15 protein-coding genes and 1 pseudogene are annotated in these 19728 nt (G+C 69.4%); 3 read left to right on the top strand and 13 right to left on the bottom strand.

Features of this window, described 5'->3' with window-relative positions; translation table 11 throughout:
- Positions 1 to 371: 371 nt before the first annotated feature.
- Positions 372 to 2093 (bottom strand): group II intron reverse transcriptase/maturase, encoded by a 1722-nt coding sequence (gene ltrA, locus OG738_RS36060; RefSeq protein ID WP_329047700.1) that lies wholly within the window; start codon positions 2091 to 2093, stop codon positions 372 to 374.
- 745 nt (positions 2094 to 2838) lie between these two features.
- Between ltrA and OG738_RS36055 the strand changes: the two genes are divergently transcribed.
- Positions 2839 to 3192: a hypothetical protein gene (locus tag OG738_RS36055; protein ID WP_329047699.1), complete on the top strand. Its 354-nt coding sequence runs from the start codon at positions 2839 to 2841 to the stop codon at positions 3190 to 3192.
- A 105-nt stretch (positions 3193 to 3297) separates the two neighbouring features.
- Here the strand turns inward: OG738_RS36055 and OG738_RS36050 are convergent, their stop codons facing one another.
- Both OG738_RS36050 and OG738_RS44800 read right to left on the bottom strand, forming a co-directional pair.
- Positions 3298 to 3447: a hypothetical protein gene (locus OG738_RS36050; protein ID WP_329047698.1), complete on the bottom strand. Its 150-nt coding sequence runs from the start codon at positions 3445 to 3447 to the stop codon at positions 3298 to 3300.
- 68 nt (positions 3448 to 3515) lie between these two features.
- A pseudogene (locus tag OG738_RS44800) lies at positions 3516 to 3875 on the bottom strand (tyrosine-type recombinase/integrase); the annotation flags it as partial.
- 644 nt (positions 3876 to 4519) lie between these two features.
- On the opposite strand from OG738_RS44800, the gene OG738_RS36040 reads away from it, so the two are divergent.
- Positions 4520 to 5086, top strand: coding sequence for an RNA polymerase sigma factor (locus OG738_RS36040; protein WP_329047696.1), 567 nt, complete (start codon positions 4520 to 4522; stop codon positions 5084 to 5086).
- A gap of 218 nt (positions 5087 to 5304) precedes the next feature.
- Here the strand turns inward: OG738_RS36040 and OG738_RS36035 are convergent, their stop codons facing one another.
- The 6 genes from OG738_RS36035 to OG738_RS36010 all read right to left on the bottom strand — a co-directional run bounded on the left by OG738_RS36035 (position 5305) and on the right by OG738_RS36010 (position 14768).
- Entirely contained in the window at positions 5305 to 8175 is a 2871-nt protein-coding gene (locus OG738_RS36035) for a BTAD domain-containing putative transcriptional regulator (RefSeq protein ID WP_329047694.1), read from the bottom strand.
- Positions 8176 to 8511: 336 nt separating this feature from the next.
- The gene (locus tag OG738_RS36030; RefSeq protein ID WP_329047692.1) at positions 8512 to 9333 is read right to left on the bottom strand and encodes a carbohydrate ABC transporter permease; all 822 of its coding nucleotides are present in this window, start codon (positions 9331 to 9333) and stop codon (positions 8512 to 8514) included.
- Positions 9330 to 10301 carry a carbohydrate ABC transporter permease gene (locus tag OG738_RS36025; RefSeq protein ID WP_329047691.1) on the bottom strand — a complete coding sequence of 324 codons (972 nt, stop codon included), beginning with the start codon at positions 10299 to 10301 and terminating at the stop codon, positions 9330 to 9332. The genes OG738_RS36030 and OG738_RS36025 overlap by 4 nt, the downstream gene beginning before the upstream one ends.
- On the bottom strand, positions 10283 to 11557 hold the full coding sequence (locus OG738_RS36020; protein WP_329047689.1) for an extracellular solute-binding protein: 1275 nt from the start codon (positions 11555 to 11557) through the stop codon (positions 10283 to 10285). The genes OG738_RS36025 and OG738_RS36020 overlap by 19 nt, the downstream gene beginning before the upstream one ends.
- A gap of 120 nt (positions 11558 to 11677) precedes the next feature.
- A complete protein-coding gene (locus tag OG738_RS36015) occupies positions 11678 to 13768 on the bottom strand; it encodes an alpha-galactosidase (protein ID WP_329047688.1) in 2091 nt (696 codons plus the stop codon).
- Positions 13769 to 13823: 55 nt separating this feature from the next.
- The gene (locus OG738_RS36010; protein WP_329047686.1) at positions 13824 to 14768 is read right to left on the bottom strand and encodes a methionyl-tRNA formyltransferase; all 945 of its coding nucleotides are present in this window, start codon (positions 14766 to 14768) and stop codon (positions 13824 to 13826) included.
- Positions 14769 to 14882: 114 nt separating this feature from the next.
- On the opposite strand from OG738_RS36010, the gene OG738_RS36005 reads away from it, so the two are divergent.
- Entirely contained in the window at positions 14883 to 16190 is a 1308-nt protein-coding gene (locus OG738_RS36005; protein ID WP_329047684.1) for a lysine N(6)-hydroxylase/L-ornithine N(5)-oxygenase family protein, read from the top strand.
- Here the strand turns inward: OG738_RS36005 and OG738_RS36000 are convergent.
- From OG738_RS36000 to OG738_RS35985, 4 genes are read right to left on the bottom strand one after another with little or no spacing between them, the layout of a single operon-like run.
- A complete protein-coding gene (locus OG738_RS36000; protein ID WP_329047682.1) occupies positions 16177 to 16662 on the bottom strand; it encodes a DinB family protein in 486 nt (161 codons plus the stop codon). The genes OG738_RS36005 and OG738_RS36000 overlap by 14 nt on opposite strands.
- A gap of 55 nt (positions 16663 to 16717) precedes the next feature.
- Positions 16718 to 17521: an ABC transporter ATP-binding protein gene (locus OG738_RS35995; protein WP_329047681.1), complete on the bottom strand. Its 804-nt coding sequence runs from the start codon at positions 17519 to 17521 to the stop codon at positions 16718 to 16720.
- A gap of 4 nt (positions 17522 to 17525) precedes the next feature.
- Positions 17526 to 18578, bottom strand: coding sequence for a FecCD family ABC transporter permease (locus tag OG738_RS35990; RefSeq protein WP_329047680.1), 1053 nt, complete (start codon positions 18576 to 18578; stop codon positions 17526 to 17528).
- Position 18579: 1 nt separating this feature from the next.
- The gene (locus tag OG738_RS35985) at positions 18580 to 19617 is read right to left on the bottom strand and encodes a FecCD family ABC transporter permease (protein WP_329047678.1); all 1038 of its coding nucleotides are present in this window, start codon (positions 19615 to 19617) and stop codon (positions 18580 to 18582) included.
- Between the last annotated feature and the right edge of the window lie 111 nt (positions 19618 to 19728).

Raw genomic sequence — 19728 nt, 5'->3', positions numbered from 1 at the left:
CACGCGGACGGCCCCTCACTGGCACTGTCCACCCAGGACCCTCACCTCGACTCACCGACTCGCACACCACGAGCAGGAATTCGCCCGATCGGTGGGGCCCGCTCACGAACCGGGGCCAAATCACGATGCCACGGCCAGGTGCTCTTGCGAACGTGTGCGTCCACTGTTGCGAGTGAGCAGTGCTCTTGGAGCCGAACGCTGCTGATCATGTCCGCGAGTTGCGGGGCCACCACGTTGCCAGTCGTGGAGCGACCGACAGCAGCGCGGAAGTGTCGCCGGGTAGGCGGGACGCATTGCTGCGCCCCGCCCCCCTCAGAACCGTGCGTGCATCTCGTCGATGCACACGGCTCAAGCAAGCCCCTTGGGGCGCTTCAGGAATACAGAGTTGCTGGTTCCCTGTCGGCGCCGGTTGCCCGGCGCTGGCAGTGGGAGTGAACGAGTCGGGTGTCGTCCGGCGTGCCGCGTGTCCCATGGGCGATGATGTGCTGTCTGGTGATCGCCTTGCGGGTGGTGCGGTGCCACTGTTCCCATTCACGGGGGCTTTGTGGCTCACGGTCGGCGTGCAGGAGCAGGTCCCCGCATGTCGGGCAACGTCCTTTCTGCTTGCGTAGCAGGAAAAGGGCGCTGCGATCGAGCGGAGGTGCGCGCTTGCGTCGCCGGTCGGCCCAGTAGTCGGCGTGTGCGGGGTCGTCCGGAGACGCCTCGCTGCGGACCAACCGGTGCCGGACGATCTTGGTCCAGGCGAACTTGGGCAGGTAGGCGCCGCTGTCGCGGTCGCCGAACACCCAGCGGTCCTGCCTGGCTTTGTGATACCGGCCGAAGTACCGGGTGATGACCCAGGACTTCGGTTTGTCGGGATGGCAGTGGCAGGCCCACTTGTAAGTGAGCCGCCACAGGTAGGTGTCCAGGGCCGCGAAGACCCTCGACGATGCCACCCCGCGGTAGTAGTTCGCCCAGCCTCGCGTGATCGGGTTGATCGTGACGAGGACCATCGCCGCGTTCGCGCCGCGCAGGGCACGCATTTCCGCGGCAAGGCGTTGGGTGACTCGTGCGATAGCGGCTTTGCTGGGTTTGATGATCAGCTTGCCCTGATAGCGGCGGGCGGTGAATCCCAGAAAGTCGAATCCGTCGTCGAGGTGGACGATCCTCGTCTTGTCCTCGTTGAAGGACAGACCTCTGGGCGCCAGCCAAAGGGCGAGCTTCGCCTTGACCTGCTCGGCCTCCTGCCTGGAATGGCAGAGCACCACCATGTCGTCGGCATACCTGACCAGCGCGGGAGAGCCTCGCTTGGTTCGCCGTGTGTCACTGCGTTCCTGGCGGACTCCGGCCGCTTCCTCCAGCCCATGCAACGCAACGTTCAACAGCAGCGGACTGATCACCCCGCCTTGCGGGGTTCCCTCCTCGGTCGGGGTGAATCCCTTGCCCGGTTCGAACACGCCTGCCCGCAACCAGTCACGGATCATTCCCTTACCGGGAAACGATCCGATCGCGGCAAGCAGCCGGTCGTGGTCGATTCTGTCGAACGCGGCGCTGAGGTCCGCGTCCAGCACCCACAGGCGTTTCGCGGTCTTGCCGCAGGCCATCACGTGGATTACCGAGATCGCGTCCTGACAGCTGCGGCCTGGCCGGAACCCATACGATCTAGGCTCGAACCGGGCCTCCCACTCGGGCTCCAACGCGTTGCGGTGCCGCGCCTGGTGGACGCGGTCGGCGAGCACGGGAATTCCGAGTGGCCGCTGTTTCCCATTGGCTTTCGGTATGAACACCCGCTTCACCGCGCGGGGTTTCCAGGACCGGGCCGTGCGATGCGTCCGCACCGCAAGCTCCGCCCTGACCGGGGAGGTCAGCGCGACCTGCCCGTCGATCCCCGCGGTGTTGCGGCCAGCGTTGCGCTGCGCGACCTGCCGTACGCTCACCAGCGTGTTCGACCAGCTTCGCAGCATCATCTTCTGCAGGTTCCTGACCTTGGGCCAGTCCCCGTCCTTCGTCGCCGTGAAGATCCTGCCCCGTAACCGCCGTACGTTGTCCTCGTGGTGCCGCCAGTCAATGACGTCCCAGTTGAGGATGTCGTCCTCGGGTCCGTTCACCTCCATGGGTGTCTAACTTGCCCTTCGGTTCCGGTGGGTTCGGTGCTTCGTTTTCACGGGCTCACCCGCCACATGTCAGCCTGCTTTCGCAGCCGGGCACCAGGCCCGGTATCCGGCCAGTTATGCGGAGACCAACCGGTGGAGGACCGGTCATATCGCTTCCGTTTTCCTGCTGCCTTTCGGCCGCCGGCGTTCGCTTCTTGGGCGTCCTGTTCCCGCCCAGGGATTGGGCTTTCCTTGCGGTCGGCTTACCGCGACACCACGGAGGTGTCGCGGACCTGGACGGGGTTTCCACGTTCCGCGCGTGTGAGATGCGACCGGGTCGGGTGCCCTCTGTACCCCGGAGGCGACGGTGTTCCCACGGCCGTAGAAGCGTCCTCGGCCGTCGTCTGCCGACTCTCAGCGGCTGGCCTCTTCTCTCTCCCGGCACAACAACCCGACCCGGGAGTTTGCCGTAACGAGGCATCAGCGAGGGTTCACTGACGTTCACCCTTCCGGCCTTCCCCTGACCTGTGGTCCCCGGACGGAGCGGGAACCCTTGGGCTTTTCCCTGAGCTTCGCACCCAGCCATCACTGGCCACGCACGTCAAGGCGGGGACCGGTCACGAACACTGACCAGGAGCTACGTCTCCGGCACTAGACCGAACCTCCAATCAACAGAGCTCACTCACCACGTGCGACCTCGTGTCGCAACGCTCTTCGGCATGAGCGCGCACTTGGCAGGGCGCGTAGCATCCGGAACGATGATCCAGTGCTGGTTGAGGTAGAGCGAAGCTCCCCGAATCCCGGCGATGCCGCGCTAGTCACGCTGCGGACCTCGTTCGGGACCGTGCCGGTCTGTTGGGGTGGGAGCTGGGAGGCGGCCGCGGGCGAGTACCACGTCGAGTGGGAACTGGACGAAGAGTTCCGGTGGGGATTCACCTGCTTGCCGGCCGCAGTCGAGGAACCACGCCTGTACCAGGATGGACGCGGAGTCTGCTGCCGGGGACGGCTCGGCCTCACCGGGATTGCGGAGGCGCAGCCGTTCGCGCACCTGGAGTTGGCTGACGCGGTGATCGACCTCGGTCATGTTGACGCCCTGCCGCAAGGGATGGCAGGCGCATAGGTCGAGATCCACCTCGGGCCGGAGAAGATCAAAATCTATCCCTATCGGGTATGACCTGCCGATCATCGCCACAAGTCTCGTTTCGGCAAGACAGTGCGTTGGGTGTCAGGTTGCGGATGCCATGTACGCGGCGAGGATGTAGTTGGGGTGTCGGTCGAGGTTCTTGCGGGCGCGGTCGTAGCGCATGGTTGTGCGTGGGTCGGCGTGGCGGGCTGCGATCTGGACGTCGCGGAGGTCGACGCCGGCGTCGAGCATGGTGGTGACGAAGTGTGGCGGAGCATGTGGGGGTGCATCCGAGGTAGCCGCACGACTGACGTTTCGGCCAGCCGGCGGAGCCGCCGGGTGGCGCAGTGCCGGTCCATGCGTACGCTTCGTCGGTTGAGCAGGACCGGGCCGTGATTGCGGTCGCCAACGGCTCGGCCGATTGCCCGTCCGACCGCCGGCGGCAAGGGCACCGGCACGACCTTGCTGCCCTTGCCGACCACGCGCAGTACCCGGTGTCCGTGTTCCTCACCGATGTCGCTGATGTTCGCGCCGCAGGCCTCGAACACGCGGAGGCCGAGTAGCCCGAGCATCGCCACCAGTGCGAAGTCGAACGGGCTGACCGATTCCCGCGCCGCGCTCAGCAGGGCCTCGAACTGAAGGTGCGACAGACCAAGGGTTGGTGACTCGTTGGGCACCATCGGGCGCCGGACGTACTCCGCCGGCGAGTGCTCGAGCACGGTGTCGATGACGCAGGTGCCGGTAGAAGCCGGTGACCACTGACATCCTGCGGACACCGTAGAGGGCTTGCACCTTCGCACCTCCTGCATCCAGCGCGTACAGTTCGATCTGCGGCCGACGCGCTGCCAGTGGGGCGAGCTCGCGTTCGTGGCACCAGGTGAAGAAGATTCGCAGGTCCGACTCCGAGTGCGTCCGCGAGACGCCCGTATAACGACCCAGGTACGCCGTAGCCGCCAGTCGTAACACCGTTTCGTCCAGGTCTGAGGGGCTCCATGACCTCATGCTGGGCAAGAGCACGCCCGGCGCAACGCAGCGCGAGCGCGCCATACGCGCTCTCCCTGACCAGCTGTGCTCGTTGCGCGCGGTCAGCGGCAGAAGAGGACGTTTCTGGTGTCGTTGCCGGGGTGCACCGCCGGTGGTGACGTAGACGTCGGCCTTCGGCAACAACTCGTCGTGGGGCAGGAACCCGGGCGTTGGCGGGCAGCGACTCCACCGCGCGCCGCTCCTGCATGTGTATTGCAGGCGGCCTGCAGGCTGGACCGCTTAGAAAGGCGGGCACCGATTCCGGTCGGAAAACGGCCGAATCCTCATCGATGGAGACACCATGTCGAACAACGACGATCTCGTGGCGCCTCTGGTGCACGATGCGGTGCGCGGCAACCCATCCAGTTGGCAGGAGATTGTGCGGCGCTACACCCCGCTGGTGCGGTCGGTGTGCCGCCGCTACGGCTTGGCCGCCGCGGATACCGACGACGTGGCCGGCGTGGTCTGGCTGCGACTGGTGACCCACCTGGCCGACCTGCGCACGCCCGCCGCACTGCCCGGCTGGCTGTCCGTCACCACCCAGCGGGAATGCCTCGCCCTGCTGCGCCACTACACTCGTCAGACCTGCCACGACGAATGGGACGTCGCCGACACCCAACCGCAGCCCGACGCACGGTTTCTGCAGCTGGAGCGGCGAACCGCACTGCAGCACGCCATCGCGACGCTGCCGGACCGGGATCGGCACCTGCTGTCGATGCTCTTCTGCGACCCGCCCACCCCCTACACGCGGATCAGCATGACGCTTCGTATACCCGTCGGCGCCATCGGACCAACCCGGCAACGCTGCCTGGGCCGCCTGCGCCGCCACCCCGCCATCGCCGCGCTGCTCACCACAGCCGCCGCGTAGGTCTTCCCGAAACGTGACCTGACAGCGATCAACGTCGGCCACGCGCCTGAAACACGCAGCCTGCATCGGGGGCCGGCACGGTGTCCAACCGTTGGGTCAACGCCTCGAAGACGGCCTTGCGGGCCATGGCGCCCGCCCTGCCCCACCGCACGGGCGGCGACCCGCCTGCCCGACGAATGGCCGCGTTGTGGATGCCGTGAGCCGTGTGGTGGATGTGCTCAGCCGATGGCTGTTCGCGCTGACGTGAGCAGGTTGATCATGTCGAGCCAGCTCAGGTCGGCCCCTTCGGCGGCAGCGGTGTCGCGGTCGTCAGGGCTGAGTGCGGTGTCGACCATGTGGTCGCTGTCGGGAGAGCTGAAGCGCCGCAACAGGTCGGGTCGAAAGCCCAGCCGGATGGCGTGGTGGTGTACGGCGGCGCGCAGCTGTCCCGCGTCGTGCGGGCGCCCCGCGAGGACCAGGGCATGGACGCCGGTATAGAGCACGGCGAGAGTGAAGACGCTGTCCTCTTGGTGGCGAAACCGTGCCAGTGCGCGGCACAGCGCGTCGATGCCGCGGGCCGCACGGCTGCTCGGGTCGGCATGCGCGGTTGCGCGGTTGAGGTAGGACAGGGCGAGTGCGAGCTCCGACCAGCCGGCTGACCAGAGCTGTCCGGTTTGCTGGGCCTGCATGATGGTGTCGATGAGTCCGGCTTCGCCGGCGGCGACGTGTCCAAGATGGATGAGCGCAGCGTTGCGGGTCCTGAGCCCGGCGATACGGATCCAGTCCAGCCCCAGTTGGGTGCCGAGGGTGGCAGCCTCGTCGGCAGCGTCGTGTGAGGCCTGGACTTGGCCGGTGGTCTGCCAGAACATGGCGCAGTAGTACTGCAGGCTTGCGTACAGCGCACGGTGTTCGTCGTCGGTCGGCTCGCCGATCGCGACACGGGCTTCCTCGAACATCCGCCGCACCTCGGCCTCGTCGGCGAAGAGGGCCGCGCTGATTACGCGGGCCAGGTAGGCGCGGGCGCGGTTGGCGTGTGATGCGTGGGGTGCGGCGCGTAGGGCGGCGTCGATGAGCCGGCGGCCCTCGGCCGAGTGGCCGCCCCGCAGCCAGAACCAGTCGAGCAGGCCGACGGTGCGCAGGGCGTGTTCCGGCTGGTGGGCCAAGTCGTGCGCGATGCCCGCGCGCAGGTTCGGTAGCTCCCGGTCGAGGATTCGCAAGGCCCGACCGCCGTGTCGTTGTCCGCGGACGTCCGCTGCGCACTGGGCGGCCAGGTCGCGCACCCAGGTCGCGTGCGCCTTCCGGGTGTCGCCCGGATCGGGGTCGATGGCCTGGCAGTAGGCCCGAATGGTCTCCAGCAGCCGGTAGCGGGTGGGTGCCACGGTGGTGTCCGCGCTGACCACCGACCGGGTGACCAACGACGACAACGACTCCAACGCCGAGGTGCCGGCCGAGCCCACTGGGCGAACCGCTTCGGCCGCCTCCAGCGGGAATCCGCCCTCGAACGGCCAGAGCCGAAGCAGCAGGCCCCGGTCGTCGTCGGAGAGCAACTCGACGCTCCAGGCGATCGCCGCCTGCAGCGTGGCGTGCGGGGCCAGCGAGCCGCGGGCGACCGGTCCGAGCAGGGCGAACCGGTCGTGCAGGTGCTCGGCGATCTCCCCGAGCCCGAGCAGCCGCGCGCGGGCGGCGGCCAGTTCGATGGCCAAGGGCAGGCCGTCCAACGCCGCGCATACCTGCCGAACCTGTGCTCGTTCCTCATCCGAGGGTGTCCAGCCGGGACGAACCGCCCTGATCCGGTCCAGCAGCAGCGTCATCGCCGAGCCGTCCGCGCCGTCGCCGGATCGCAGCGGTAGCGGGTGCACCGTGACGGTGGCCTCGCCGTCGATACCCAGCGGTTCCCGGCTCGTGGCCAGGACCCGCAGCATGGGGCAGGCGGCGAGGAGCTCGATGGTGAGCTCGGCGGTGGCGTCGACGAGGTGCTCGCAGTTGTCCAGCACGAGCAGCCCGACCCGACCGGCGAGCGCATCGCGCAGGGCATGCCGAGGCTCATCGGCCACCTGCGCCAGGCCGACGGCGTTGGCGATCGCGTGGACGATCACCTCGGGTTGGCCGACGTCGGCCAACCGGACCAGCCACGGACCGTCGGCGTCGGGCAGGGTGGTGGCGTACTCGACGGCCAGCCGGGTCTTACCCACCCCGGCCGGGCCCACAAGGGTGACCAGCCGCTGCTCGGCCAGCAGCCGGGCCACGGTGGTCAGCTCACGGTCGCGGCCGAGGAAGGAGGACAGCGGCCGCCCGAAGCAACGCGCCGCGGCCAGGCCGCCGGCCGGTGCGGGCGGGGCTGTCGAGGGCGTTTCGGGCAGCAGCAGCCGAAGGTCCTGGGCCAGCACGAGCCGCTCCAGCCGCTGCAGCTCCGGCCCGGGGTCGACGCCGAGCTCGTCGGCGAGCAGCGCACGCACGCGACGCAGCGCGGCGAGCGTGTCGCCCTGCCGGCCACAGCGGTACAGCCCGAGGATGAGCAGCGCCCACCGTCGCTCGCGGTACGGCGCGGCCTGCACCGCCGCGTCCAACTCGGCCACCGCACCCGGTGCGTCCCCTGTTGACAGTCGCGCGGCCAGCCGCTCCTCGATCGCCACCTCGCGCAGCTCGGCCAGCCGGCTGCGGGCGGCCAGCACATCGGGACCAGCCAGCAGATCCGCATACGGCTCACCATGCCACCAGGTCAACGCCTCGGTGAACGCGTGCAGCGCCGGTGCGGCGTTGTCCTCGGCGAGCAACCGCCGCCCCCGCTCGACCTGCTGCACGAAGCGATCCGCGTCGACGGCCCCCGGCGGCACTCGCAACCGGTAGCCCGATCCGGTGCGCTCCAACAGATCTCGCCCGCCGCTACCAAGCGCCGCGCGGAGCCGGGAAACATATACCTGCAGCGCGGCCGCCGCCCGAGACGGCGGGTCTGGACCCCACACGGCTTCAGCCAGCCGCCCGTCGGAAACCGGTTCCCCCTCGGCCATCACCAGCGCGGTGAACAGCCGCCGGGGCAGCGGCCCCCCAAGATCCACGCCAGCGCCGCCGGCTTCGACCTCCGTCGGCCCCAACACCCGACAGACCACCACGTAGCAAGCGTACAACCCCCGGTCAACCTGGCTGCAGGCCAGCTGCAAGACTCGTCGGCCTTACCGGACCTCGGTCGCATCGCCATGATCGGGTTCGCACGGCAGATCTGGAACACGTTCTCTTGGCAGATCACCTGCCGTTGGTGGTTCCCCCTGACGGCAACGTGGTGATCCCGCAACCTATGGCCAACGGGACCTGCTTCTTCGCGGCTGCTCACCGCTCCGTGTGAGCGGTGATCTCGTTGATACGGCTCGGACCCTGGAGAGAGCGGTGCTCTCGGTTGTGAGCGCCGCTGCGCGCAGCGTGTGAGCAGCGCTCTCACGCGAGAGCGCCGCTCAACCCTTTGTCGCCCCGCCGGTCAGGCCCTTCACGAACTGCTTCTGCAATGCCACGTAGAAGATCAGCACCGGCAGCGTCGCCAGGAACATCAGCGCGAACACGCTCCCGAGGTCGGCCTGGTACTGGCCGATCGAACGGTAGATGCCGGTCGTGATCGTCGTGCCCTGGCTGGGGCCGAGGATGATCAGCGGGTCGATGAAGTCGTTCCAGATCCAGACGCCGAGGAAGATCAGCACCGAGGCCGTCGCCGGGCGCAGGAGCGGGAACACCACGCGCCAGAACACCTGCATGCGGCTCGCGCCGTCGAGGAGCGCCGCCTCCTCCAGCTCCACCGGGACCCCGCGGATGAACCCGGTGAACATGAACACCCCGAACGGCACGTAGTACCCGACGTTGAACAGGACCAGCCCCTGCAGCGTCGCCATCAGGTGCGTGACGCGCAGGACGTCGGTGATCGGGATGAGGATGACCTGAGGCGGGATCATCAGCCCGGCCAGCAGCACGAGCGTCAGCACCTTGGTCCAGCGCTTGCCCGAGCGCGCCAGGTAGTGGCCGAGCATCGCCGACAGCACGGTCAGCACCAGGATCGACAGCACGGTGACCACGACGCTGTTGGTCAGGCTGACCCAGAACAGCCCGTCCGGCCGGGTCAGCACCGCGTGGATGTTGGCCAGGGTCGGCGGCAGCGGCAGCGCGGCCGGTTGCGCGGCGATCAGGTCGCCGCGCTTCACGACGTTCGCCAGCACCAAATACAGCGGCACGAAGAACACCGCGCTGACGACGAGCGCGACCGTGGGCCGCAGCCAGGACCGCGTCACAGGTCCACCTCCCGGCGGCGCAGGAAGTTCAGCACGACGGTCGTCACGACCGCGACGATCACCAGCATCAGCACGGCCATCGCGGACGCGTAGCCGACGTGGTTCGAGTCGAACCCGGTCTGCAGGACGTCGAACGCGATCGTCGCGGTGGCCCCGGAACCCGGGCCGCCGTTGGTGATCACCTTGACGTAGTCGTAGGTCTTGAACGCCGAGATCAGCAGCACGACCGTGTTGATCGTCAGCGACGGCGCGAGCAGCGGCCACGTCACCGCGCGGAACCGCCGCAGCGGGCCGGCGCCGTCGATCTCGGCGGCCTCCAGCAGTTCCGTCGGAACGCCCTGCAGTCCGGCGAGGTAGACGACGACGCAGAACCCCAGCATCTGCCAGCTCACGATCGACGCGACCGAGTAGAGCGCGATATCCGGATCGGACAGCCAGCCTGGAGGGTGCTCGATCCCCAGGGACCGCAACAGGGTGTTGAGCGGACCCTGGTCGTCGAGCAGCCGGGACCAGACGATCGAGACGACCACCGAGCTGAGGATCACCGGCGTGAAGAACACGCTGCGCAAAGCGTTGTACAGCCAGCCTTTCCGGTCCAGCAGCAACGCCACGCCCAGGCCCAGCACGTTCGGCACGATCACCACGATCAGCGTCAGGATCGTGGTGACCTTCAATGCCGTGAGAAACTGTTCGTCGGTGAAGAGCAGCCGGTAGTTGTCGAGGCCGACGAACTTCACCGGCGGGTTGAACGGGTTGTAGTTCGTGAGGCTGTAGCCGAAGCTGATCAGGATCGGGGCCATCACGAAACACAGGTAGACGAGCACGCCCGGCGCGCCGAACGACGCGAAGTGCCCCACCCGCGGCAGGATCGGCTTGCGCCGCCTGCCGCGGTGGGACGTCCGGCGCGCCTTCGGGGGAGCGGGCGGGCTGATGACGGCGGCCAAGTCGGTCAGCCCGCCTTCGCCCACTCGGTGTCCAGGAACGCGCACGCGTCGGCCACCGACTTGCGGCCGGTGATGACGTCCTGGGCGGCCTGGTCGACCTTGTCCTTCATGCCCGGCAGCAGGCCGTCGTCGGCGGTCTCCCAGCGGAAGGCGTGCACCACGGCGTTCTGCTGCACGGCCTGGGTGTAGAGGTCGTAGCCGGCCTTGAACGTCGGGCCGACGTCCGCGGGCGGGGTGTAGCCCTTGATGGCCGGGAAGAGGCCGTCGGCCTTGACCGACGCGTCGAGCTGGTCCTTGTCGAGCTGGAAGCCGAGGGCGAACTTCTTGGCCGCGTCGAGGTTGGCCGCCTTGGCGTTCACGATCATGCCGCCGCCGGTGTAGGCCGGGACGACGAGCTTGCCGTCCTCGGTGGGGAAGTTGAACACGCCCACCTCGAAGTCGTGCTTCTTCGTGTCGGCGTTGGCGGCGAACCAGTTGCCCATCGGGTACATCGCGCTCTTGCCGTCGAGGAAGGCCTGCTCGGTCGCCGCGTAGTCGCGCGACACGCTCGTCTTGTCCACGTACCCCTTCGCGGCCAGGTCGGCGAGCTTCGAGAACGCGTTCTGGAACGCGGGGTCGGTGAACTTGACCTTGTCCTGACGGCGCTGGGTCAGCCAGTCCGGGATGGTGGCGTAGACCTCGGTGCTGACCAGGCCGGAGAGGATCATCGAGGACGGGAAGCCGTCCTTGCCGCCGCCGATGGTGAACGGCGCGAGGCCCTTGTCCTTGAGCTTGCCGGCGTCGGCTTCCAGCTCGGCCCAGGTCTTCGGCGTGGTGGTGATGCCCGCGTCGGCGAACATCTTCTTGTTGTAGTAGATCGGCGGGATCGTCTGCGTGTTGGCCGGCAGCTGGTAGTACTTGCCCTTCACCGGGTTGGCGTCGGGGAACTGGAAGTCCTTGAGCTCGTCGGGCGTCCAGGCGTAGAGGTTGCCCGCTTCGGCGAAGCCCGCCGAATCGACGGCGATCATCACGTCCGGGAACTGGCCGGACTGCAGGAGCTGCTTCGCGTACGACGTCCGGCCGTCGGCCGTCGGGGCGACGAGCTTCTTGACCTTGATCCCCGGGTTCTTGTCGGTGACGCGCTTGATGGCCGCGTCCCAGTAGGCCGGGGTGAGGTTCGGCGTCTCGAAGGTCAGGAAGGTGATCTCCTGGTCACCGCCGCCGCCACCGGCGTTCGAGCCGACCGAGCACCCGCTCACCGCCAGGAGCATCGCCGCTCCGAGCGCCAGGGACCGCCTCATCGTTCCTCCCGCATGCCACCCACCATATGTGATGTACGACGCATTTGATCGGACGTCTGATGTGGTGTCAAGCGAGTCGTGCGCGAGAAAACGTCGATGTCGGCCCGAGAGATCGGATCTCTAGCGGGGAACTCGCTCCAACCGGACGACTTTGCTCGCGAAGTCCCCGGTCGGCAGGCCGAGGGCCAGCCCGCGGGCGAGCAGGACGGCGCCGCTGTGCGTGGTGCCGGCGTCCAAATCGAGGTACCGCTCAGCGGGATCGAGGCCTTCGAGCCGCATCGGCCGCTCCGGCGCGTTGAAGTGCGCGGCCTGCCGATAGGCGAAGACGACCGCGCGGTCTTCGTGGACGTACTGGAGCGCGGTGACGCCGTCGTCGACCGGCGGCCGCAGCCGGTACAGCGCGCCGTGCTGCACGACGGGCCGGATGTCCTTGGCTAGCGCGATCAGCTCGCGGGCGAGCGCGAGGTCGTCCTCAGGCCAACCCACGATGTTGCCGCCGACCCCGAGCACGCCGGCCATGGCGACGTGGAACCGGAACCGCAGCGGCACCGAGCGGCCGGTGACGAAGTTCGGGTTGTCGGTGACCCAGGCCGACATCGCGCCGGCCGGGTACAGCTGGCCGTAGCCGTGCTGGATGCGCAGCCGGTCGAGGGCGTCGGTGTTGTCGGACGTCCAGACCTGGTCGGCGCGGGCGAGCACGCCGAGGTCGATCCGGCCGCCCCCGCCGCTGCACGCCTCGAGCCGCAGGCCCGGGTGGTCTGCCCGGAGCCGGTCCATGAGCGCGTACACGGCTCGCGTGTGCTCGACCCACAGCCGGTCCGGGTCCGCGTCGCCGGGCCAGCCCGCTTCGCTGAACGGGCGGTTCATGTCCCACTTGAGGAAGTCGACGCCGTGGTCGCCGACGAGCCGGTCGAGCCAGCCGTGCGCCCACTCGGCGACGTCGGTCCGTGCGAAGTTGAGGACGAGCTGGTTGCGCAGCTCCGACCGGCGCCGGTGCGGGTGGTGCAGCACCCAGTCGGGGTGGGCGCGGTAAAGGTCGCTGTCGGGGTTGACCATCTCGGGCTCGACCCAGATGCCGAATTTCATGCCGAGCCCGTGCACGGCGTCGACGAGGGGCTCGAGGCCGTCCGGAAAGCGGTGGCGGTTGACGTGCCAGTCGCCGAGCCCGGCGTGGTCGCCGGTGCGGGCGCCGAACCAGCCGTCGTCCATCACGAACAGCTCGACCCCGAGGGCGGCGGCGCGCTCGGCGAGGATGCGCTGCTGTTCTTCGGAGACGTCGAATCCCGTTGCCTCCCAAGAGTTGTAGAGCACCGGACGGAGTTCCTGCGGATGGGGGAGGACGTGCTCGCGGACGTACGCGTGCCAGGCGCGGCTGGCGGCGCCGAAGCCGCCTTCGGTGTAGAGACCGGCGATCACCGGCGTGGTCAGGGGCTTGCCGGGGCCGACGCGGTGCGCGACGCCCTCCTGGCCGAAGCCGCCGCTGACGGTCAGCCGGCCGGTGGAGGAGCGGGTCGCGGTGAGCCGCCAGGAACCGCTCCAAGCGAGGGCGACACCGTAGACCTCGCCGTGCCGCTCGGTCGCTGTGCCGTCGTCGACCATCACCCAGGGGTTGGCGTGGTGCCCGGTGATCCCGCGCCGGCTCGCGAACGTCGTCTCGCCGTGGGCCGCGGGGGTGCGGTGCAGCTGGGTCTCGGCGGCCCAGCGGCCGGTGACGTGGCTGAGCCGGTAGTCGTCCAGGACGGGCAGGACCCAGGACGCGGAGTCGGCGCGGACGACCTCGACGTCGGTGTCGGCGGACAGTTCGGTCCAGCGTTCGAGGACGCCGGATTTCCAGCGGTAGTGGAGGCTGACGCGGAGCGGGTAGTGGCGGTCGGTGAAGTGGATCGTCAGGTGGTCCCGGTCGATCTCGTGGGTCGCGTAGCGCCATTCGAGGGCGCGGGTGCCGTCGGCGAAGCGGAGTTGAAGGGCGGGGGTCCAGTACTTGGTGCCGCCGTCCGCCGCGAGTTCGTCGAGACCTTCGTTGGGGTCGTTGAAGCCGTCCCACCAGGGAAGCGCTTTCCCGCTGAGCTCCGCGACGTCTTCTGGGGGCAGCTTCGGGCCCCAGAAGACGTGGGCCGGGACGTCGTCTTCGTCGAGCCGCAGGGCGTAGGTGCTCGACTCGCCGGTGAGTACCCAGGTGCGGTGGTCTGCGAGGTAACGGATCCCGGCCATGCGGGACATCCTGGCGCCGCGACGAGCGGCGGCCAAGGGATGTCCCGCTCATCGGTCAGGGCCGGTCGGTGAGGTACCCGCCCATGGTCTTGAAGTAGTCGGCCGCGGCGAGGTCCGTGCCGTCGGCCGTGCGGACCTGCTCCACCACGAGGCCCGGAGACCGGCCGCGACGCGCGTCCGGCCCGGCCACGATCACCACGCCGTCGCCCTCCCGGATGAAGATCCGGCCCGGCGTGCCCCCGTAGTTCCCCTGGGACACCGACGCCTTCAGGATCCGCAGCCGCGAGCCGCGGTGGTGGGTGAACGCGTTCGGGTACGGGTCGGACAGCGCCCGCACGAACCGCTCGATCTCGACCGGCGAAGACGTCCAGTCGATGAGGCTGTCGCGTGCCGCGCGCTTGTGGAAGAAGCTCGCCTTCGCGCGGTCCTGCGGCACCGGCGGATAGCCGGTCTCGATCTTCGAGAGCGCGTCGGCGGTGATCGGGGCGATCAGGTCGACCGTGCGGTGGAACAGGTCCGTCGTCGTGTCGGCCGGGCCGACCGGGATCGCGCGCTGCAGGACGATGGCGCCCGCGTCGAGCTCGCCGTCCATCATGTGGGCGGTGACGCCGATCTCCGGCTCGCCGTTGATCATCGCCCAGATCAGCGGGGAGAAGCCCGCGTAGGACGGCAGCAGCGAGTCGTGGATGTTCAGGGTGCCGTGGCGCGGCAGCTCGAAGATCTCCGGCGGCAGCCACGTGCGCCAGTTGTTCGCGACGATCAGGTCGAGGTCCGCCGCCGTCAGCTCGGCCAGCAGCTCGGCGTCGTCCGGGCGGGTGCGCAGCAGGACGCGGATGCCGTTCGCCTCGGCGAGGTCGGCGACCGAGTCGGCCCAGATCCGCTCGTAGGCGTGGTCGCTCTTCGGGTGCGTGACCACGAGGGCGACCTCGTGGCCGGCGTCGATGAGCGCCTGGAGGGTCCGGTGCCCCCAGGTCTGGTAGCCGAACATCGCCACGCGCATGGGAGGGTGCCTTTCAAGATCGGGGGACGAACATCACCCCGAACGTACTAGGCGAGGCTCACCTAAGTTAGGTTAGGGTTCCCTGAACCGTATCGGAGCGCGCGAGGGAGCACCATGGCTGCAGAGGTCCCGATCCACGACATCGTCGGCGTGGGCTTCGGACCGTCGAACCTGGCCCTCGCGATCGCCCTCGCCGAGCACAACGCGGGCAACGCCGCTCAGGACAGCCCGGTGACCGCGCACTTCCTCGAGCGGCAGCCGCGCTTCGGCTGGCACCGCGGGATGCTGATCGACACCGCGACCATGCAGGTCTCGTTCCTCAAGGACCTGGTCACCCTGCGGAACCCGACCAGCGAGTTCAGCTTCCTCAACTACCTGCACGCGGCCGGTCGGCTGGTCGACTTCATCAACCACAAGAACCTGTTCCCGCTGCGCGTCGAGTTCCACGACTACTTCGAGTGGGCGGCCGCGAAGGTCGACGACGTCGTCTCGTACGGCACCGAGGTCGTCGCGGTGAAGCCGGTGTACGCCGGTGCGGAAGTCGCCTACTTCGACGTCGAAGCCTCCGACGGTTCGTGGTTGCGCGCCCGGAACCTGGTGGTGGGCACGGGCTTGCGGCCCCAGCTGCCCGAGGGCGTCACCGCCGGCGAGCGGATCTGGCACAACAGCGAGCTGCTGTTCCGCGTGGAGGCCCTGCGCGGCACCGATCCGCGGCGGTTCGTCGTGGTCGGCGCCGGGCAGAGCGCCGCCGAGGTCGCCGCGCTGCTGCACGACGAGTTCCCGCGCGCGGAGGTGTGCGCGGTGTTCGCGCGCTACGGCTACAGCCCGGCCGACGACAGCGCGTTCGCGAACCGGATCTTCGACCCGGAGGCGGTCGACCGGTTCTACCGCGCGGGCGAGCCGGTCAAGGATCGCCTGATGCGTTACCACGGCGCGACGAACTATTCGGCCGTCGACCTCGACCTGATCGACGAGCTGTACCGCCGGGTCTACCGCGAAAAGGTGCTCGGCGTCGAACGGCTGCGGCTGTTCAACGTCTCGCGGCCGGTGGCGGTGACGGACGCGGGCACGGTGACGGTCGAGTCCCTGACCGGCGGCGAGCGCACCGTGCTCCAGGCCGACGCGGTGGTGTACGCGACCGGCTACCGGCCCGCGGACCCGACGCCGCTGCTCGGCGAGCTGGGCCCACGCTGCCTGCGCGACGGCGAAGGCCGCCTCCGCGTCGAGCGCGACTACCGGCTCACGACGGAGCCGCCCCTGCGCGGCGGGATCTACCTGCAGGGCGGCACCGAGCACACGCACGGGATCACGTCGTCGCTGCTGTCGAACACCGCGGTGCGGGTGGGGGAGATCCTGCAGTCCGTTGTGGACCGCCGGGTGGCGGCCGAACCGGTGGCGGAGTACGCGGTCAGCGCGCGGTGATCTGCTCCCGGAGGATGTCGCCGTGGCCGGTGTGGCGGGCGAACTCCTCGATCAGGAACAGGTAGATGAACCGCAGGGTGACCTCGCCGACGACCGGGTGCGTCCACCGGTCGTCGAGCGAGCAGCCTGCCGCGATCTCGCGGGAGCGCGCGCTCGTCCGCTCGTATTCGGCGATCACGTCGGCCACCGTCTCGCCGTCGGCGACCGCGAAACTCGGGTCGCCGGGGGTCGACGGGCCGTCGCACTCCGCTTCGCTCAGCCCGGCCACCAGCCACTGGAACCAGCGGCGCTCGGCGACGGCGGCGTGCTTGACCAGGCTGATCGGCGTGGTCAGGGACGAGACCAGCCGCCGCCGGGCGTCGGCTTCCGACAGGCCGCGCGCGTTCTCGACGAGGGCGAGCCGGTTGCGGTCGAGCATGGCCTCGAGCAGCTCGCGCTCGGGGCCGGCGGTCTTTTCGGGCAGCACGTACACAAGAACCAGCTTTCTGGAAGGGGAGTGCCGGAGTCGGCGAGAGCCCAGGATAGCGCTAGTCGACCGGCGCCGGGTGGTGCCGGCTGATCGGGATCACCATCGGCGTGCCGCTCACCGGATCCGGCGTCACCTGGCAGCGGACGTCGAAGACCTCGTCGACCAGTTCTTCGGTGATGACCTCCACCGGCTTGCCCGACGCCACGATCCGCCCGGACTTCATCGCGATCACGTGGTCGGCGTAGCGGCAGGCCTGGGGCAGGTCGTGCAGCACCATGACCACCGTCCGGCCTTCACCGCGGTTGAGGTCGACGACCAGGTCGAGCACGTCGATCTGGTGCGCCAGATCCAGGTACGTCGTGGGCTCGTCCAGCAGCAGCACCGGCGTGCCCTGCGCGACCGCCATCGCGATCCACGCGCGTTGCCGCTGGCCGCCGGACAGCTCGTCCACCGGGCGGTCGGCCAGGTCGGTCGTCTGGGTGGCCGCCAACGCGGAAGCGACCGCGCCTTCGTCCGATGTGGACCATTGGCGCCACCAGCTCTGGTGCGGGGCGCGGCCGCGGCCGACGAGGTCGGCCACCGTCATGCCCTCGGGCGCCACCGGCGACTGCGGCAGGATCCCGAGCCGCTGGGCGACCTGGCGCGTCGGCAGATCGTGGATCGACCGGCCGTCGAGGTACACCCCGCCCGACTTCGGCGTGAGCAACCGGGCCAGCGTGCGCAGCAGCGTCGACTTCCCGCACGCGTTCGGCCCGACGATCGCCGTGATCTGCCCCCCGGGGATGTCGAGGTCGAGACCGTCGATGACGACCCGGTCGTCGTAGGCCACGCGCAGGTCCTGCACGCGCAGGGACGGTGTCATCTTCTCAGCCTCCGGAACCGGATCGGTTGGCCCTGGCCAGCAGCCAGAGCAGCAGTGGGGCGCCGAGCACGCCGGTCACGATGCCGACCGGCAGCGCCGACGCGGTCAGCGAACGCGCGATGAGGTCGCTGCCCAGCACCACGACCGCGCCGGTGAGCGCGGACGCCGTGATCGGCGGCGTCGACAGCCGGGCGAGCCGCTGCGCGACCTGCGGCGCGGTCAGCGCGACGAACGAGATCGGGCCCGCCGACGCCGTCGCGAACGCGACCATCCCGGCGCCGGCCAGCAGCAGGCCGAGCCGGACCGGCTGCACCGGCGTGCCGAGCCCGGCGGCCACGTCGTCACCGAGCGACAACGTGCCCATCCACCGCGCCAGCGCCAGCACCAGCGGGAACAGCACGACGAGCGCGCAGGACAACGGGACGACGTGCTCCCAGCCGCGGTTGGCGAGATTGCCCACCAGCCAGCCGATCGACGCCTGCGCCTCGGTGATCTGCGCCTTGCTGAGCAGGTAGTCGGTGAGGCTGGTGCACATCGCGAAGATCCCGATGCCCACCAGCAGGATCCGGTACCCGGTGGTGCCGCGCCGCCACGCCAGCGCGTACACCAGCAGCGCGGTGAAGAGGCCACCGAGGAGGCCGAGTGTGGTGGTGCCGAGCCCGCCGCCGAAGCCGAACGCGATCCCCGCGACCACCGCCGTCGCCGCGCCGGCGTTGATGCCGATCATGTCCGGGCCGGCCAGCGGGTTGCGGGTGATCGTCTGGAACACCGCGCCGGACGCGCCGAACGCGAACCCGGCCAGCAGCCCGGTGAGCGCCCGCGGCAACCGCAGTTCCTGGACGATGTAAGCGTTTCCGCTGTCGCCGCCGCCGAAGAGCCCGGACAGCACGTCCGACACGGTCATCGGGACGTCGCCGATCGTCATGCCCACGCAGAAGAGCGCGAATACGAGCACGGCGAGGACGACCGAGACGAGCAGCAATCGTGGCCGCACCCGGCCGGACACCGCGCCGACGCGAAAGGTGACACGGTCGCGCCGGACCTGCAGCAGGCTCATCTCAGGACTCCACGAGCTTGCGGCGGCGGACCAGGTAGATGAAGAACGGCGCGCCGACGAACGCGACGATCACGCCCGCGCGGATCTCGCCCGGCCGCGCCATGACGCGGCCGAGGATGTCCGCGGCGAGCAGCAGGCACGGGGCGAGCACGGCGGTGTAGGGCAGCAGCCAGCGGTGGTCGGGGCCGAGCACGAACCGCACCGCGTGCGGGACGATCAGGCCGAGGAACACGATCGGCCCGGCGACGGCGACGGCGGCCCCGGTCAGCAGCATGATCGCCAGCGCCCCGCGCAGCCGCAGCGGGCCGAGCCTGCGGCCGAGCGCGATCGCCACGTCGTCGCCGAGGGCGAGGCTGTTGAGAGCCGGGCCGCTCGCGATCGCCAGCACGACGCCGATGACCAGGAACGGCAGGACCTGGAGCACCGCGTTCGCGTCCACTCCGGACAGTGAGCCGGCCGACCAGAAGCGGTAGCGGTTGAGCGCCACCGGATCCGACAGGACCATCGCGCTGGTGAACGAAGAAAGCAACGCCGTGACCGCGGCGCCGGCGAGCGCCAGCTTGACCGGGCTCGACCCGGCCCGCCCGCGCGTGCCCAGGTAGTAGACGACGGTCGTCGCGGCGAGCGCGCCGGCGAAGGCGAACCAGATGTAGCCGTAGCGGGAACTGATCCCCAGCACGGTGCTCGAGAACACGATCGCGAACGCGGCGCCGGCGCTGACGCCGAGCAGGCCCGGGTCGGCGAGGGGATTGCGGGTCAGCGCCTGCATCACCGTGCCGGCGAGCCCGAGCCCGGCGCCGACGAGGACGGCGAGCAGCGTCCGCGGCATCCGGACACTGTGGATGATCACCGCGTCCGCCGAGCCGTCGTCGTGCCACAGCACCCGCCAGACGGCGCCGAACGAAATCTCCTTGGAGCCGAGCCAGATGCTCAGCAGGCACAGGAGGACCAGGACGGCGACGGCGGCCAGGAGACCCAGCGCGCGGCCCGTGTGTGGCGGGCGTCGCGTGAGAGCGATCCCTCCGGGGTCTGTTCGCACCGCACCTCCGACTGGTACTCATTTAGGTAAGGCTAACCGATGGTACAGGAGTGCATCCTCACCATCCGTTTGTTAGGGTCCCCTAAGTTGATGTCCCGGTCGGGGCGTCGT

The organism is Amycolatopsis sp. NBC_01488 (assembly GCF_036227105.1).
Classification (GTDB): domain Bacteria; phylum Actinomycetota; class Actinomycetes; order Mycobacteriales; family Pseudonocardiaceae; genus Amycolatopsis.
This window is presented reverse-complemented; position numbering and strand designations above follow the sequence as displayed.